Here is a 15,067-nt window from a genome sequence, read left to right as displayed (position 1 = left end):
ATTAAGTGTCTCTCACGCACGTACGTGATCGCGAAAGGGGCTGGTCAGCGATGCCGGAACCGAGGGTGTGGCAGCTCACGGCGGGCTCCGCCGTGCTCGGTCTGGCTCTCGCCGCCGCGGCGGCGACCGCGGCAGGCCCATGGGACGGGGGCCAGCGTACGGCCGAGCGGGCCCGCGCCGCCGCCCCCGCGGCGGGTGGCGAGCGTCACCCCGCCCCGGCCGCCGCCCCTCAAGGGCCCGCCGAACCGGCCCCCTCCGAACCGGCCCCCGCGCCCAGCGCCCCCGGCGTCCTCACCGCCCTGACCGGACCGGCCGCCCCCGGCACCCGCCCCGCGGACCTCGCCCGCACCCTCGTCCCCCTCCTGGCCGACCCGGGCCTCGGCACCGTCCGCACCGCCTCCGTCGTCGACACCGCCACCGGACGGCAGCTGTACGGCGAAGGCGCCCGCACCCCGATGACGCCCGCCTCCACCGTCAAGATCGCCACCGCCGCCGCGGCCCTCTCCGCCCTCGGCCCCGACCACCGCATCGCCACCACCGTCACCGCCACCCCCGACGGCAGGACCCTCACCCTCACCGGCGGCGGCGACCCCACCCTCGACCCGGCCCGGCTGGGCCGGCTCGCCGCCGACACCGCCCGCGCCCTCCGCGGACGCGGCCACACCTCCGTACGCCTCGCCTACGACACGAGCCTCTACCCCGGCCCCGCCGTCCACCCCATCGGGCCCAACGAGAACCTCGCCCCCGTCACCGCCCTCATGACCCGCGGCGGCCGCCTCGACGACAGCGCCGCCGGACCCGCCCCCCGCTCCGGCGACCCCGCCCGCGACACCGCCACCGCCTTCGCCGGCCACCTCGCCGAGGCCGGCGTCGAGGTCACCGGAGACCCCGCCCCCGGCCGCGCCCCCAAGGTCGCCCCCCTCGCCCGCACGCACTCCGCCCCCCTCGCCGACCTCGTCGAACGCACCCTCACGAACAGCGACAACGACCTCGCCGAGGCCCTCGCCCGGCAGACCGCCCTCGCCCACCGGCAGCCCGCCTCCTTCCGCGGCGCCGAGAAGGCCGTACGCGACGAACTCGGCAAGCTCGGCCTCCCCCTCAACGGCGCCCGCTTCGCCGACGGCAGCGGCCTCGACCGCCGCGACCGCGTCTCCGCCGCCCTCCTCACCACCCTCCTCACCCGCGCCGCCGACCCCGCCCACCCCGAGCTCCGCCCCCTCCTCACCGGCCTCCCCGTCGGCGCCTTCACCGGCACCCTCGCCGGCCGCTACGGACAGGCCCCCGCCGGCGCCGGACTCGTCCGCGCCAAGACCGGCACCCTCACCGGCGTCAACACCCTCGCCGGCACCGTCGTCACCACCGACGGCCGCCTCCTCGCCTTCGCCTTCCTCGCCGGCCGCACCCCCTCCCCGGACCTCGCCCAGCCCGCCCTCGACCGCCTCTCCGCCGCCCTCACCGGCCAGAACTGACCCCCGCGCCACCCGCCGGAGAGGACCCGAAAGGAGCCCGAACCCGTACGGTTGACGCATGACGAGCATCGGTGGTGCAGGCACGTCCGGAATGGTCGACTGGAACCTCGCGGTCGCGACCGCGACCAGGCTGGTCCGTCCCGGCCCCGACGTCGGACGCGACGAGGCCCGCGCCGTCGTCGCCGAACTCCGCCGCCACGCCAAAGCCGCCGAGGAACACGTCCGCGCCTACACCCGGATGCTCCCCGAGGGCACCGAACCGCACGACACGCCCGTCCTCGTCGTCGACCGCACCGGCTGGATCAAGGCCAACGTCGCCGGCTTCCGCGAACTCCTCACCCCGCTCCTCGGCAAGATGCAGGAACGCCGCGCCACCACCCCCGGAGGCGCCGTCCTCGGCGCCGTCGGCGGCAAGGTCACCGGCGTCGAGCTCGGCATGCTGCTCTCCTTCCTGGCCTCCCGCATCCTCGGCCAGTACGAGACCTTCGCCCCCGCCACCCGCGACCTCCCCGGCGCCCCCGAAGGCGGCGGCCGCCTCCTCCTCGTGGCCCCCAACATCGTCCACGTCGAACGCGAACTCGCCGTCTCCCCCCACGACTTCCGCCTCTGGGTCTGCCTCCACGAGGAGACCCACCGCACCCAGTTCACCGCCGTCCCCTGGCTCCGCGACCACCTCCAGGGCGAGATCCAGTCATTCCTCGCCGCCACCGAGGTCGACCCCGGCACCTTCGTCGAACGCCTCCGCGAAGCCGCCCAGACCCTCGCCGGCGGCCGCCCCGAGGCCGAGGAGGGCGACCCCTCCCCGTCCCTCGTCGAACTCGTCCAGACCCCCGAACAGCGCGAGATCCTCGGCCGCCTCACCGCCGTCATGTCCCTCCTCGAAGGCCACGCCGACTACGTCATGGACGGCGTCGGCCCCCAGGTCGTCCCCTCCGTCGCCGAGATCCGCGAGAAGTTCCAGGCCCGCCGCGCCCGCGGCGCCTCCCGCCTCGACCTCGCCCTGCGCAAACTCCTCGGCCTCGACGCCAAGCTCCGCCAGTACCGCGACGGCGAACGCTTCGTCCGCGCCGTCGTCGACCAGGTCGGCATGGACGGCTTCAACCGCGTCTGGACCTCCCCCAACACCCTCCCCACCAAGAGCGAGATCGCCGCCCCCGCCGACTGGATCGCCCGCGTCCACCGCCCCACCGACTCCTGACGCCGACCACCGGAAGGACCACCGGCGGGGGCGCACCGTAGGGCAGACTCCTGGGGCAGGAGCGGCGGACGGCGCGACGACACCGGCGAACACCCCGCCAATCACCCATCCGAGGGACCCTGGCCGTGGGGTGAGGCGTGCAATGCTCGGGTAAGGGCCACGTTTCTGTCACCATCGACGCACTCTGAGTGACCGAACACCCCATTCCGACCGTTAAGACTCCGACCGAGGCACCTCACCCCATTCACGAAGGGCACCGAACCATGGGTCCCCATCCTGCGGTCGCGGCGATACGCCTGGCGGTCCGCCGCGTACTCCACGACGTCCTCACCGAGCACCCCGCCGACCCCGCCGCCCCCCGCGACACGCACCCCCTCGTGCTCGTCGCCTGCTCCGGCGGAGCCGACTCCATGGCGCTCGCCTCCGCCCTCGCCTTCGAGGCGCGCAAACTTCCCGTCCGGGCCGGCGGCATCACCGTCGACCACGGCCTCCAGGACGGCTCCTCCGGCCGCGCCGACGAAGTCGCCGACCGCATGACCGTCCTCGGCCTCGGCCCCGTCGAATCCGTCGCCGTCACCGTCGGCCGCGAGGGCGGCCCCGAAGCCGCCGCCCGCGACGCCCGGTACGCGGCCCTCGACGCCGCCGCCGAACGCCACGGCGCCACCGCGGTCCTCCTCGGCCACACCCGCGACGACCAGGCCGAGACCGTCCTCCTCGGCCTCGCCCGCGGCTCCGGCATCCGCTCCCTCTCCGGCATGGCCGCCGTCTCCGGAGCCAGGGGCCGCTACCGCCGCCCCTTCCTCCAGCTCGACCGCCAGACCGTCCGCAAGGCCTGCATCGCCCAGGAACTCGCCGTCTGGGACGACCCCCACAACAGCGACCCGGCCTACACCCGCTCCCGCCTCCGCCACGAGGGCCTCCCCGCCCTGGAGAAGGCCCTCGGCAAGGGCGTCGTCGAAGCCCTCGCCCGAACGGCCCAGCTCTCCCGCGACGACGCCGACGCCCTCGACACCTGGGCCGCCGACGCCGAGAACTCGGTACGCGACGAGGCCGGCGCCCTCGCGTGCGACAAGCTCTTCGGCCTGCCCCCCGCCGTACGCCGCCGCGTCCTGCGCCGCGCCGTGATCGCCGAGGGCGCCCCCGCCGGCTCCCTCTTCGCCCGCCACATCGAAGAACTCGACCGGCTCATCACCGGCTGGCGCGGCCAGGGCGCCATCAACCTGCCCGGCCGCGTCGAAGCCCGCCGCCAGGGTGGCAGACTGGTCATCCGGCAAGGCTGACGCACGCTGCAACGAAAGTGACCCGGGTGAACGAGAAGGACATGGGCACCGACCTCCAGTCGGTGCTCATCACCAAGCAAGAGATCGACGCCAAGCTCACCGAGCTGGCCGCGAAGATCGACGCGGAGTACGCGGGCAAGGACCTGCTCATCGTCGGAGTCCTCAAGGGCGCCGTGATGGTGATGGCGGACCTGGCACGCGCCCTGTCCACCCCCGTCACCATGGACTGGATGGCCGTCTCCTCCTACGGCGCCGGCACCCAGTCCTCGGGCGTCGTCCGCATCCTCAAGGACCTCGACACCGACATCAAGGGCAAGCACGTCCTGATCGTCGAGGACATCATCGACTCCGGCCTGACGCTGTCCTGGCTCCTGTCGAACCTCGGCTCGCGCGAGCCGGCCTCCCTGGAGGTCTGCACCCTGCTGCGCAAGCCCGAGGCCGCCAAGGTCGCCATCGACGTCAAGTGGATCGGCTTCGACATCCCCAACGAGTTCGTCGTCGGCTACGGCCTCGACTACGCCGAGAAGTACCGGAACCTTCCGTTCGTCGGCACGCTCGCCCCGCACGTCTACGGCGGCTGAGCGACACCTCCGCACGGGGAACCCGCACCGCCTTCCCTCCGTTGAACCACGGGAAGGCGGTCGCGGGCGACGATGCTGAGGTACCGTCCGAAGAACAGCTTTTTTCACACCGCGTTTCCCGCACAGCTTTTCTCACACTGAGGCATTTACCTACGGGCAGGAGGGACGGGGCGAATCTCGCTCCGTATGGATGGACGTGAAGCGATACTTCCGTGGGCCGGTCATGTGGATCGTGCTGGCCGTCCTCGCCGTGGTCGTGCTGATGCAGGTCGTCGGCTCGTCCGAGGGCTACAAGACGGTGGACACCGGCAAGGTCGTCCAGGCGATCGACAAGAACCAGGTCAAGCAGGCAAAGATCACCACCGGTGACGAGCAGATCGTCAAGATCGAGCTCACCGGCGACACGAAGATCGACGGCAGCAACAAGGTCCAGGCCAGCTACATCGGCACCCAGGGCGCCGACCTGGCGGACAAGCTGCAGGAGAAGTTCGAGGCCGGGCAGATCGAGAAGGGCTACACCGTCTCCCCGACGAAGCAGTCGCCCTTCGTCTCGATCCTGCTCTCGCTCCTCCCCTTCGTCCTCATCGTGGTCGTCTTCCTCTTCCTGATGAACCAGATGCAGGGCGGCGGCTCCCGCGTCATGCAGTTCGGCAAGTCCAAGGCGAAGCTCATCACCAAGGACACGCCCAAGACCACCTTCGCCGACGTCGCCGGCTCGGACGAGGCCGTCGAGGAACTCCACGAGATCAAGGAATTCCTCCAGGAGCCCGCCAAGTTCCAGGCCGTCGGCGCCAAGATCCCCAAGGGCGTCCTGCTCTACGGCCCGCCCGGAACCGGCAAGACGCTCCTCGCGCGCGCCGTCGCCGGCGAGGCCGGAGTGCCCTTCTACTCGATCTCCGGCTCCGACTTCGTCGAGATGTTCGTCGGCGTCGGCGCCAGCCGCGTCCGCGACCTCTTCGAGCAGGCCAAGGCCAACGCCCCGGCCATCGTCTTCGTCGACGAGATCGACGCGGTCGGCCGCCACCGCGGCGCCGGCCTCGGCGGCGGACACGACGAGCGCGAGCAGACCCTCAACCAGCTGCTCGTCGAGATGGACGGCTTCGACGTGAAGGGCGGCGTCATCCTGATCGCCGCCACCAACCGCCCCGACATCCTCGACCCCGCCCTCCTGCGCCCGGGCCGCTTCGACCGGCAGATCGCCGTCGACCGCCCCGACATGCAGGGCCGTCTGGAGATCCTCAAGGTCCACCAGAAGGGCAAGCCGGTCGCCCCGGACGTCGACCTCGGCGCCGTCGCCCGCCGCACCCCCGGTTTCACCGGCGCCGATCTCTCCAACGTCCTCAACGAGGCGGCGCTCCTCACCGCCCGTTCGGACCAGAAGCTGATCGACAACAAGGCGCTCGACGAGGCGATCGACCGCGTGGTCGCGGGCCCGCAGAAGCGGACCCGGATCATGTCGGACAAGGAGAAGAAGATCACCGCGTACCACGAGGGCGGCCACGCCCTGGTCGCGGCGGCCTCTCCCAACGCCGACCCCGTCCACAAGATCACCATCCTGTCCCGCGGCCGCGCCCTGGGCTACACGATGGTCCTCCCGGACGAGGACAAGTACTCCACCACGCGCAACGAGATGCTCGACCAGCTCGCGTACATGCTGGGCGGCCGCGCCGCGGAGGAGCTCGTCTTCCACGACCCGACCACGGGCGCCGCGAACGACATCGAGAAGGCCACCGCCACGGCCCGCGCGATGGTCACGCAGTACGGCATGACCGAGCGGCTCGGCGCCATCAAGTTCGGCGGCGACAACACCGAGCCCTTCCTCGGCCGCGAGATGTCCCACCAGCGCGACTACTCGGAAGAGGTCGCCGCGCTGGTCGACGAAGAGGTCAAGAAGCTCATCGAGACCGCGCACAACGAGGCGTGGGAGATCCTGGTCGAGAACCGCGACATCCTCGACAACCTGGTCCTGGCCCTCCTGGAGAAGGAGACCCTGGGCAAGGAGGAGATCGCCGAGATCTTCGCCCCGATCGTCCGGCGCCCGGCCCGTCCGGCCTGGACCGGCTCGTCCCGCCGCACCCCGTCCACGCGTCCGCCGGTCCTCTCCCCCAAGGAGCTGGCCCTGACGAACAGCGCGAACGGCACGGCCGCCCCGGTGGTCGACACCACCAAGGGCATCGACATCGCCCCCGAGGACACCCCGGAGCCCTGAGCCCCGGACCCCCGGAACGGGAAGTCCCGCCCCCACAGGTTCTAGCGTCTCTGATCAGCTGTCTGATCTCGCGCGAACCCGTGGGGGCGGCGCGGTTTCTGCCCACCTGGGTGGGGAGGCGTGGACGTGGAGGTGGAACCCCGCGCCCAGTGCTGCTCCTCGCGGCTTGTGCCGGGTGGTGGGTGTGCTGATCGTGGTCACGTCCTGGTTCCGGTGTGCTGCGCGGGGCAGTCGCGGCCGGTCCGTCGGTACGTGTCCCTCCGGACGCTTGCCGGCGCGACCGCTGGGTCGCGCCGGGGAGGGAACCCCGCGTCGCCTGGGCGCGGAGCGGTTGGTACGCGGCCGGGTGGGGACGGTCTTGGACCGGTCCGGCCGGCTGGTCTTCGGTGTGGCGGTGATGACGGCTGTGGCTTCGAGCCGGTCGACCACCGTGCGGATCGTCATCTGCCCGCTCGCGCGGTCGGTGACGGTCCTGGCCTGATGGGTGAGCCCGCGTGCGGCGATGCGACGCCAGGCGCCCTGGTCGCGGTCGCCCTGCCAGCCGCAGTCGGGCTGGGGACAGAAGCCCCACTTCCAGCCTGGTGTGGTGGGCCGGTCGGGGGCCTTGCGGTGCCGCAGCGGGGTCAGGCAGTGCGGGCAGTGCTTGCTGGTGTTCCGGGGCGGGACGGTGACCACGGCGATGCCGGTTTCGGCGGCGAGATGCCGCATGTGCTCGGCGATCTTCCCGCGCACGGTCTGGGCCAGGCGGGTGTTCGTCGTACGGCCCATGCCGCCGGCTTCCAATGACCGCAGGTCTTCCAGGTAGATGACCGTGGCCCCGGCCGCAATGGCCTGGTCGACGGCCCACCGGGCGGCGGCCCGGGCTAGGGCGCCATTGAGGTTCGAGCGGCGCTGCGAGACGTGCCGGATCTCCTCCACCAGTACGGCGTGTCTGCCGTCCAGGGCGGGGTCGGCGAGGCGGGTGTAGTGGTCGGCCTTGGCGTGCAGGCGCTCCGAGGCGCGGCGCAGCCGGTGCTGCTTGGCCAGCACGCCGCCGGCCCGGAACTGGGCACCCGCTCCGAGGGCGGTGAACCGTCCGTCGTCGTGCAGCTGGATCGCGCCCGCGCTGAGGAGGGTCTTCAGACCCCAGTCCACGCCCAGAGCCGCAACGTGACCACTGCGCTCCGCTTTGGGCACGGGATGGGTGAAGGTCAGGTCGGCCCGGACCCTCCCGGCGGTGGGGCGCAGGGTGGGCAGGTGGAGCACCGCGCTCGCCGGGACCGTCAGCGGCAACGTGAGGGGGCAGGCGACCCAGGTCCAGTCCGCGTACGAAGCGGGATCGGGCCGGACGGGGAGCTGCAATCTCAGCAAGGCCCGCTCCCCGTCGTCGGTGCGTTCGATGGTGGCCTGCTGGCCGTCGCACGCGGCGAGAAGCAGCATCCGCGCCACACCCGGCGACGCTTCCAGCTCGAACACGTCCACCGGGAGACGCCCGTGTCTGCGCACGTACGAGGCGACCTGGCGGGTACGGGAACGGATCACGCTCGATGGCAAGGACGCGCCGCCCGGGATCGCGGCGCGTACCGAGTCCCACTCGGTGGGCGTGCGCTTGTGCGGGGTGGTGGGCCAGGTCGCCAGAACTCCGGCGGTCACATCGGCGCGCCACTTCACGGACCGCAACGCGCGCCCCGCCTGCTCCTGGGCCATGCGTACGATCCGGTCGTTCACCCGCACCCCGTCCGGCGGGGTGACGGCCCAGCCGAGGCGGCGCAACGCCATCCACGCCTTCGACGGCAGCGCCCGGCCATCCGCATCCACACCCGAGGCCAGTGCGGCCACGTCGGTGGCGTTCCAGTGTCCGGACACCAGCACACCGGCCATCCCGGCCACCAGGTCGGCACACCACCCCATACGTTCTGTCAGGTCGGCGGGGGTGAGCACTTCGCCGGTCTTCTCGTCCGCGCCGACGCGGAGCAGGACGGGTGCGTGGGCGGTACGAGTCGTCTCTCCCCCGCCCCACGGCAGTTTCCGCCCCACCGGCCCCTCCTTTCGCTCCTGGTGCTGTCATCCGATCAACGAGACCGTGAGGGGAAGGTCACCCATTCGGTCAACGAACTCACACGCGATGGCGAGTGATCCCTGGGGAGCGCGCGGCGTCGGACCGGCGAGCGGGTGCATCCCCGCCAGCCCCGAAGGAAACCGGTTAGCCTCAGTGGGGATGCGGGTTTTCCGCGTCAGGTCAGACAGACGGAACGAGGCACAGATGACCGACCCGGTGACGCTGGACGGCGAAGGAACGATCGGCGAGTTCGACGAGAAGCGCGCCCAGAACGCCGTACGAGAGCTCCTCATCGCGGTCGGAGAAGACCCGGACCGCGAGGGCCTGAGGGAGACCCCGGCGCGCGTCGCGCGGGCGTACAAGGAGCTTTTCGCCGGTCTGTGGCAGAAGCCCGAAGACGTCCTGACGACGACGTTCGACCTGGGCCACGACGAGATGGTCCTGGTCAAGGACATCGAACTGACGTCGCAGTGCGAGCATCATCTACTCCCGTTCCACGGTGTGGCCCACATCGGTTACATCCCGGCGGAAACGGGCAAGATCACGGGCTTGTCGAAGCTGGCCCGACTGGTGGACGTCTTCGCCCGGCGTCCGCAGGTGCAGGAGCGCCTGACGACGCAGATCGCGGACTCGCTGATGAGGATCCTCGACGCGCGCGGCGCGATCGTGGTCATCGAGGCCGAGCACATGTGCATGGCGCTGCGCGGTGTCCGCAAGCCGGGCGCCAAGACGACGACCTCGGCGGTGCGCGGGCAGCTTCGGGACGCCACCACCCGGGCCGAGGCCATGTCCCTGATACTGGCGCGTTGACTCTCGATCCCCGCGGATAGCCTGCGGGGATGAGTGAGATGAGTGGTGACGGGCGTCGTTTTCCTGCTGCGCTGGGCGAGGTGGCGAGGGTGGAGTTCGCCTACGGGGAGGACGGGGAGGGCGGCGTGGACTTCGAGCCGTACGGCGCCTTCGACTCCGCCGAGGAGACCACGGACTGGATCCGGCACTGGACCGGGAACCACGAGCTGGACGGGGACGACTTCCGGGTCTTCGGGCAGGACGGGACCGGGGGGCTTGCAGCGATCTGGTGCGTGAGGCCCGGCCGGGCGCTCGACGAGCAGCCCGTGGTGTTCCTGGGGTCGGAGGGCGAGCGCGGCGTGGTCGCGGGGAACCTGTCGGACTTCCTCTGGGTGCTGGCCGACGGCTTCGGGCCGATGGAGGCCGCGCTGTACCCGGAGCGGCCCGCGTGTCCCGACGCGGGCCTGACCGCGCTGGCCGAGCGGCACGCGCGCACTCCGCGCCGGGCCGCCCGGGAGATCGTCGCCGGGGCGGCGGCCGAGTTCCCGAGCTTCTCCGGAGACCTCGACGCGCTCTGCCGCTGAGGAGAGTGCTGGGAGGGAGGTCAGACCCGGGCTCCGCCCGGGCCGTCGTCGTCCTCCGGGAGTTTGCAGACGCGTTCCAGGAAGAGGGCGGCGGCGATGACGGCGAGGCCGGCGAGGACCGCGGCGGCTGCGTAGAGGGCCTGGTCGCGGCGGGCGGGGACGTCGAGGGAGCCGAGGAGGAAGACGCCCACGCCGCCGTAGAGGCCGGCGACGAGGGCGGCGACCAGGGCGCTGGCCTGGCCGAAGACGACCGCGCGGGCGGCCATCAGGGGTTCGACTCCCTTGGCGCCGGGGCGGCGCTCGCGCTGGGCCCTGAGGCGGACCCGGATCGAGAGGGCGGTGGCGGTGAGGACCACCGCGATCACCGCGAGGACGATGGGCGCGGCGAGCGGCACGCTGGGGAGCGTGCCGACCGAGTCCCAGAGGCGGGCGCCGCCCCAGGAGAGGATGCCGGCGACCAGGAAGAGTCCGGCGAGCACCTTGAGCCGCAGTTGTTTCACCGGGTGTCCTTCACGTGGTCGCGGGTGGTCTGCCACGTAGCGTAACGATTACTCGGGGAGGCGGAGTTCCAGATCGGTCCGGGGCGTCACGTCGGCGCGGTCGGCGGCGGCCAGGAGGGCCGCCACCGGGCCGTGGCCGGGGAGCTGGGCCTCGGCGTCCACGTCGTGCCAGGGGGCCAGCACGAAGGCGCGCTGGTGGGCGCGGGGGTGGGGGAGGGTGAGGGCGGGGTCCTCGGAGACCACGTCCGCGTACGTGATGATGTCGACGTCCAGCGTGCGGGCGCCCCAGCGCTCGTCACGGACCCGCAGGAAGGCTTCCTCGACGGCCTGGGCGCGCTCCAGGAGGGAGGAGGGCGGGAGGGTCGTCCTCACGAGGGCGACGGCGTTGAGGTACGAGGGCTGGCTGCCTGGCTCGACGCCCCAGGGCTCGGTCTCGTAGACGGGGGAGACCGCCTTGACGCGGAGGCCGGGGGTGTCGCCGAGGGCGTCGACGGCTCCCTGGAGGTTCTCCAGGCGGTTGCCGAGGTTGGCGCCGAGGGCGAGGACGGCCCAGCGGGGGTTGGAGAGGGTGGTGTCGGCGGCGTCGACGGCGGCGACGACGGCGGCGGGTACGGGCTGGACGGTGGGGTCACTCTGGGGCGGCTTCATCGTCGGCTCCGGGTGATCGTGACGGTGACGTCGTCGAAGGGGACGGTGATGGGCGCGTCCGGCTTGTGGACGACCACCTCGACCTCCTGGACGCCCGCGTGGCTGAGGCACTGCTGGGCGATGCGCTCGGCGAGCGTCTCGATCAGGTCCACGGGCTCGCCCTGGACGACGTCGACGACCTCCTCGGCGACGACGCCGTAGTGGACGGTCTTGGTGAGGTCGTCGTCGGCGGCCGCCGGGCGGGTGTCGAGGCCGAGGACCAGGTCCACGATGAAGGTCTGTCCCTCCTCGCGCTCCTTGGGGAAGACGCCGTGGTGACCTCGGGCCTTGAGGCCGCGCAGCGCGACACGATCCACGCGAATCACTCCTGCTGTCGTAGTTGCGGGGGCACGCAGCCGGGTGCGGACGGCCGGGTGTCCTCCATCGAATCTACCTGCGGGCACCGACAGCGCTTGCTGTCGGGGCCGTCAGGCGGAGGTGCCGGGGTGGTCGTCGGGGGCCGCGGGGGGCGTGTCGTCGTCGGTTCCGGTGATGACGGGGGAGGCGTGGTGGGACCAGATCCGCCAGCCCTCGGGGGTCCGGCGGAAGGCGTTGGTGGCGACGACGAGCTGTCCGACGAGGGGGCCGAGTTCGGCGCCGTCCTCGGCGGGTCCGCCGCTGAGGATGTTCTCGGTGCAGGTGACGAGGGCGGTGTCGCCGGCGAGGGAGATCCGTACGTCGGTGAGGAAGAACTGGATGTAGTCGGTGTGCGCCATGATCAGCGCGTACGAGCGGAGCACCTCGCCGCGGCCGGTGAGGACGGGCCAGCCGGGGTGGACGCAGGAGATGTCGGTGGCGCCGTCGTCGAGCCAGAGGTCTTCGAGGCGGTCGAAGTCGCCCTCCTCCATGGCCTGGTAGAAGGCGGTGTTGGCGGCTTCGACGGCGGTCCGGTCGGTGGTCCGGCCCGTTTCGGGCCCGTCGGCCCCGGGCCCGCTCGTCTCGTGCGCGCCGGTCACCGGGCTCCTTCGACGGCGCGGGCGACCCGGACGGCGTCGGCGGTGGCCCGGACCTCGTGGACGCGGACGGCCCAGGCGCCCTCGTGGGCGGCGAGGGCGGAGACGGCGGCGGTGGCGGCGTCGCGTTCGCGGGCGGGCGGCGGGGTGGCGCCGGGCTCGCGGGTGAGGACGTGGCCGAGGAAGCGCTTGCGGGAGGCGGCGACGAGGAGGGGGCGGCCCAGCGCGCGCAGCTCGGGGAGGTGGGCGACGAGGGCGAGGTCGTGGGGGGCGAGCTTGGCGAAGCCGAGGCCGGGGTCGACGACGATCCGTTCGGGGGCGATGCCGCCGTCGACGACTGCCTCCATCCGGGTGCGGAGTTCGGTGACGACCTCGGTGACGACGTCGTCGTAGACGGCGAGGCTGTTCATGTCCTGGCTGAATCCGCGCCAGTGCATGACGACGAAGGGGACCTCGGCGGCGGCGACGGCGGGGATCATCCCGGGGTCGGCGAGGCCGCCGCTGACGTCGTTGACGAGGGTGGCGCCGGCGGCGACGGCGGCGGTGGCGACGGAGGCGCGCATGGTGTCGACGGAGACGGTGACGCCTTCGGCGGCGAGGCCGCGGACGACGGGGACGACGCGGCGGAGTTCCTCGTCCTCGTCGACGCGGGTGGCACCGGGGCGGGTGGACTCGCCGCCGACGTCGACGAGGTCGGCGCCCTGGGCGACGAGGTCGAGGCCGTGCTTGACGGCGGCCGTGGTGTCGAACCAGCGGCCGCCGTCGGAGAAGGAGTCCGGGGTCACGTTGACCACGCCCATGACCGCGCAGCGGTCCCACTCGGGAAGGCCGAGGGGAGCGCCCCGGTCGATCGTCGTACTCATACGACCAGCGTAGGGCCCGGCGGGGCCGGGGGCGGTTTCAGGCCGTGCTGGCCTCGTGTTCCCTGCTGGTCCTGGGCGGGACGACGTGGGTGCAGGGGCGGGGGGTCCTGGCGGGCCCGCGGCGGGCGAAGGGGCGGGGGAGGGAGAGGGTGAGGAAGCCTTCGGCCTGCATGGCGGCGAGGCCGATGCGGGGGAGGTCGCGGCCGGCGCGGTAGACGACGAAGCGGGGTTCCCAGCGCGGCTGGAACTTGGCGTTGAACTTGTAGAGCGACTCGATCTGGAACCAGCGGGAGAGGAAGAGGAGGAGTCCGCGCCAGAGGCGGAGGACGGGGCCGGCGCCGATGCGTTCGCCGCGGGCGAGGGTGGAGCGGAACATGGCGAAGTTGAGGGAGACGCGCCGGATGTCGAGGGCGGGGGCGGCCTGGAGGGCGGCGACGATGAGGAGCTCGTTCATGCCGGGGTCGGCGCTCCGGTCGCGGCGCATGAGTTCCAGGGACATGCCGTCGGGGCCCCAGGGGACGAAGTGGATCATGGCTTTGAGGTCGCCGTGGGGCCCGTGGGGGTCGTCGGGGCCGGTGAGGTGGGCGGTCGCTATGACGGCGTCGCCGTCGCCGGGGGCGCCGATGCGGCCGAGGGCCATGGAGAAGCCGCGTTCGGTGTCGGTGCCGCGCCAGTCGGCGGCGGCCCGGCGGAGGAGGTCGAGTTCCGTCTCGGAGAGGTCGCGGACGCGGCGCACGCGGGTGGTGTAGCCGTTGCGTTCGATGCGCTTGACCATCTGGCGGACGTTGCGCATGGCGCGGCCGGAGAGGGAGAAGGCGTCGACGTCGATGACGGCCTCGTCGCCGAGTTCGAGGGCGTCGAGGCCGGTCTCGCGGGTCCAGACCTGGCCGCCGGTCTCGGAGCAGCCCATGACGGCGGGGGTCCAGGAGTGGGCGCGGGCCTCGTCCATGAAGCGTTCGATGGCGCCGGGCCAGGCCTCGACGTCGCCGATGGGGTCGCCGCTGGCGAGCATGACGCCGGAGACGACGCGGTAGCAGACGGCGGCCTTGCCGCTGGGGGAGAAGACGACGCCCTTGTCGTGGCGGAGGGCGAAGTGGCCGAGGGAGTCGCGGCCGCCGTGGCGGTCGAGGAGGGCGCGGAGCCGGACCTCGTCCTCGTCGGTGAGGCGGGCGGCGGGGTGTTCGGGGCGCAGTGCGAGGTAGAGGGTGGTGAGTGCGGTCAGGGTGCCGAGGGCGCCGAGGGAGTAGCCGACGGTCCAGTCGACGCCGTGGGTGTAGGCGACGGGGCCTTCGACGCCGACGAGTCCGAGGAGGACGTGTTCGAGGCGGTCGGTGAGGCTGGGGTCGCCGACGACGCGGCGGGGGTGGGCGCTGACGACGACGAGGCCGAGGGCGAGGGAGCCGGCGCCCATGACGACGAAGTTGGCGAGTGCGCGCCAGCGGCTGCGGGGGTCGGGGAGGGCGGCGAACTGGTCGCGGTGGCGCAGCAGCAGGGCGAGGAGGCCGAGGGAGAGCAGCGAGCCGAGGACGGAGTGGCGCCAGACGAACTGGGCGGCGGCGCCGAGCGGCAGCAGGAGGACGACGGCCCGCCAGGCGCGGCGCTTGTGGCGTTTGAGGCCGTGGGCGACGACGAGCAGGAGGACGCCTGCGCACAGGGAGACGGCGGCGGAGAGCGGGCCGAGGGCGCCGGGGAGGACTTCGGCCAGGGCGTGGACGCGGCTGGCGCGGAAGCGGGGGAAGACTCCGGCGGCGATGTCGAGGAGCCCGATGAGGCTGACCGCCGTGCCGATGAGGGCGGGGACGCGTTCCGGTGCGGGGCCGCTGAGAACTCGGCGGACCCGAACCGGAACCGATGATGTTTTGTCCCCATCTACCGTGACAGACATCGCTTCCCGCGCTTCCCGTGCGTCCGTGGTC

At 72.5% G+C, this 15,067-nt stretch carries 14 protein-coding genes; 7 read left to right on the top strand and 7 right to left on the bottom strand.

Annotated elements, in window-relative coordinates; all coding sequences use genetic code 11:
• Nucleotides 1-50 precede the first annotated feature (50 nt).
• From dacB to ftsH, 5 genes are all read left to right on the top strand, one after another.
• The gene (gene dacB, locus ACF1ED_RS27890; protein ID WP_391765016.1) at nt 51-1,469 is read left to right on the top strand and encodes a D-alanyl-D-alanine carboxypeptidase/D-alanyl-D-alanine-endopeptidase; all 1,419 of its coding nucleotides are present in this window, start codon (nt 51-53) and stop codon (nt 1,467-1,469) included.
• Nucleotides 1,470-1,527: 58 nt separating this feature from the next.
• The gene (locus ACF1ED_RS27885) at nt 1,528-2,667 is read left to right on the top strand and encodes a zinc-dependent metalloprotease (protein ID WP_391765014.1); all 1,140 of its coding nucleotides are present in this window, start codon (nt 1,528-1,530) and stop codon (nt 2,665-2,667) included.
• 263 nt (nt 2,668-2,930) lie between these two features.
• Nucleotides 2,931-3,947 carry a tRNA lysidine(34) synthetase TilS gene (gene tilS / locus ACF1ED_RS27880; protein ID WP_391765012.1) on the top strand — a complete coding sequence of 339 codons (1,017 nt, stop codon included), beginning with the start codon at nt 2,931-2,933 and terminating at the stop codon, nt 3,945-3,947.
• Nucleotides 3,948-3,988: 41 nt separating this feature from the next.
• Nucleotides 3,989-4,528, top strand: coding sequence for a hypoxanthine phosphoribosyltransferase (hpt, locus tag ACF1ED_RS27875; RefSeq protein ID WP_391765252.1), 540 nt, complete (start codon nt 3,989-3,991; stop codon nt 4,526-4,528).
• 190 nt (nt 4,529-4,718) lie between these two features.
• Nucleotides 4,719-6,737, top strand: a complete 2,019-nt coding sequence (ftsH, locus tag ACF1ED_RS27870; protein ID WP_391765010.1) for an ATP-dependent zinc metalloprotease FtsH — start codon at nt 4,719-4,721, stop codon at nt 6,735-6,737.
• Nucleotides 6,738-6,791: 54 nt separating this feature from the next.
• On the opposite strand, the gene ACF1ED_RS27865 is transcribed toward ftsH, so the two are convergent.
• Entirely contained in the window at nt 6,792-8,753 is a 1,962-nt protein-coding gene (locus tag ACF1ED_RS27865; protein ID WP_391765008.1) for a zinc ribbon domain-containing protein, read from the bottom strand.
• Between the two features lie 226 nt (nt 8,754-8,979).
• Between ACF1ED_RS27865 and folE the strand changes: the two genes are divergently transcribed.
• Together folE and ACF1ED_RS27855 are read left to right on the top strand one after the other, a co-directional pair.
• On the top strand, nt 8,980-9,585 hold the full coding sequence (gene folE / locus ACF1ED_RS27860) for a GTP cyclohydrolase I FolE (RefSeq protein WP_391765006.1): 606 nt from the start codon (nt 8,980-8,982) through the stop codon (nt 9,583-9,585).
• Between the two features lie 29 nt (nt 9,586-9,614).
• Complete coding sequence (locus ACF1ED_RS27855) at nt 9,615-10,148, top strand: SMI1/KNR4 family protein (RefSeq protein WP_391765004.1); 534 nt, start codon at nt 9,615-9,617, stop codon at nt 10,146-10,148.
• Nucleotides 10,149-10,168: 20 nt separating this feature from the next.
• Here the strand turns inward: ACF1ED_RS27855 and ACF1ED_RS27850 are convergent, their stop codons facing one another.
• The 6 genes from ACF1ED_RS27850 to ACF1ED_RS27825 form a co-directional block, all read right to left on the bottom strand.
• Entirely contained in the window at nt 10,169-10,648 is a 480-nt protein-coding gene (locus ACF1ED_RS27850; protein WP_391765002.1) for a DUF3180 domain-containing protein, read from the bottom strand.
• 48 nt (nt 10,649-10,696) lie between these two features.
• Nucleotides 10,697-11,296 (bottom strand): 2-amino-4-hydroxy-6-hydroxymethyldihydropteridine diphosphokinase, encoded by a 600-nt coding sequence (gene folK / locus ACF1ED_RS27845; protein WP_391765000.1) that lies wholly within the window; start codon nt 11,294-11,296, stop codon nt 10,697-10,699.
• A complete protein-coding gene (gene folB, locus ACF1ED_RS27840) occupies nt 11,293-11,652 on the bottom strand; it encodes a dihydroneopterin aldolase (protein ID WP_030495863.1) in 360 nt (119 codons plus the stop codon). Before folB ends, folK begins: the two co-directional genes overlap by 4 nt.
• Before the next feature lie 111 nt (nt 11,653-11,763).
• Nucleotides 11,764-12,291 (bottom strand): nuclear transport factor 2 family protein, encoded by a 528-nt coding sequence (locus tag ACF1ED_RS27835; RefSeq protein WP_391764998.1) that lies wholly within the window; start codon nt 12,289-12,291, stop codon nt 11,764-11,766.
• Nucleotides 12,288-13,151: a dihydropteroate synthase gene (gene folP / locus ACF1ED_RS27830; RefSeq protein ID WP_391764996.1), complete on the bottom strand. Its 864-nt coding sequence runs from the start codon at nt 13,149-13,151 to the stop codon at nt 12,288-12,290. Before folP ends, ACF1ED_RS27835 begins: the two co-directional genes overlap by 4 nt.
• 37 nt (nt 13,152-13,188) lie before the next feature.
• Nucleotides 13,189-15,036 (bottom strand): phosphatidylglycerol lysyltransferase domain-containing protein, encoded by a 1,848-nt coding sequence (locus ACF1ED_RS27825; RefSeq protein WP_391764994.1) that lies wholly within the window; start codon nt 15,034-15,036, stop codon nt 13,189-13,191.
• Nucleotides 15,037-15,067 lie beyond the last annotated feature (31 nt).

It is taken from the genome of Streptomyces sp. NPDC014656 (assembly GCF_043084305.1).
In the GTDB taxonomy this organism is placed as follows: domain Bacteria; phylum Actinomycetota; class Actinomycetes; order Streptomycetales; family Streptomycetaceae; genus Streptomyces.
The sequence above is the reverse complement of the archived record's forward strand: the minus strand, read 5'-3'. Positions and strand labels throughout refer to the sequence as shown.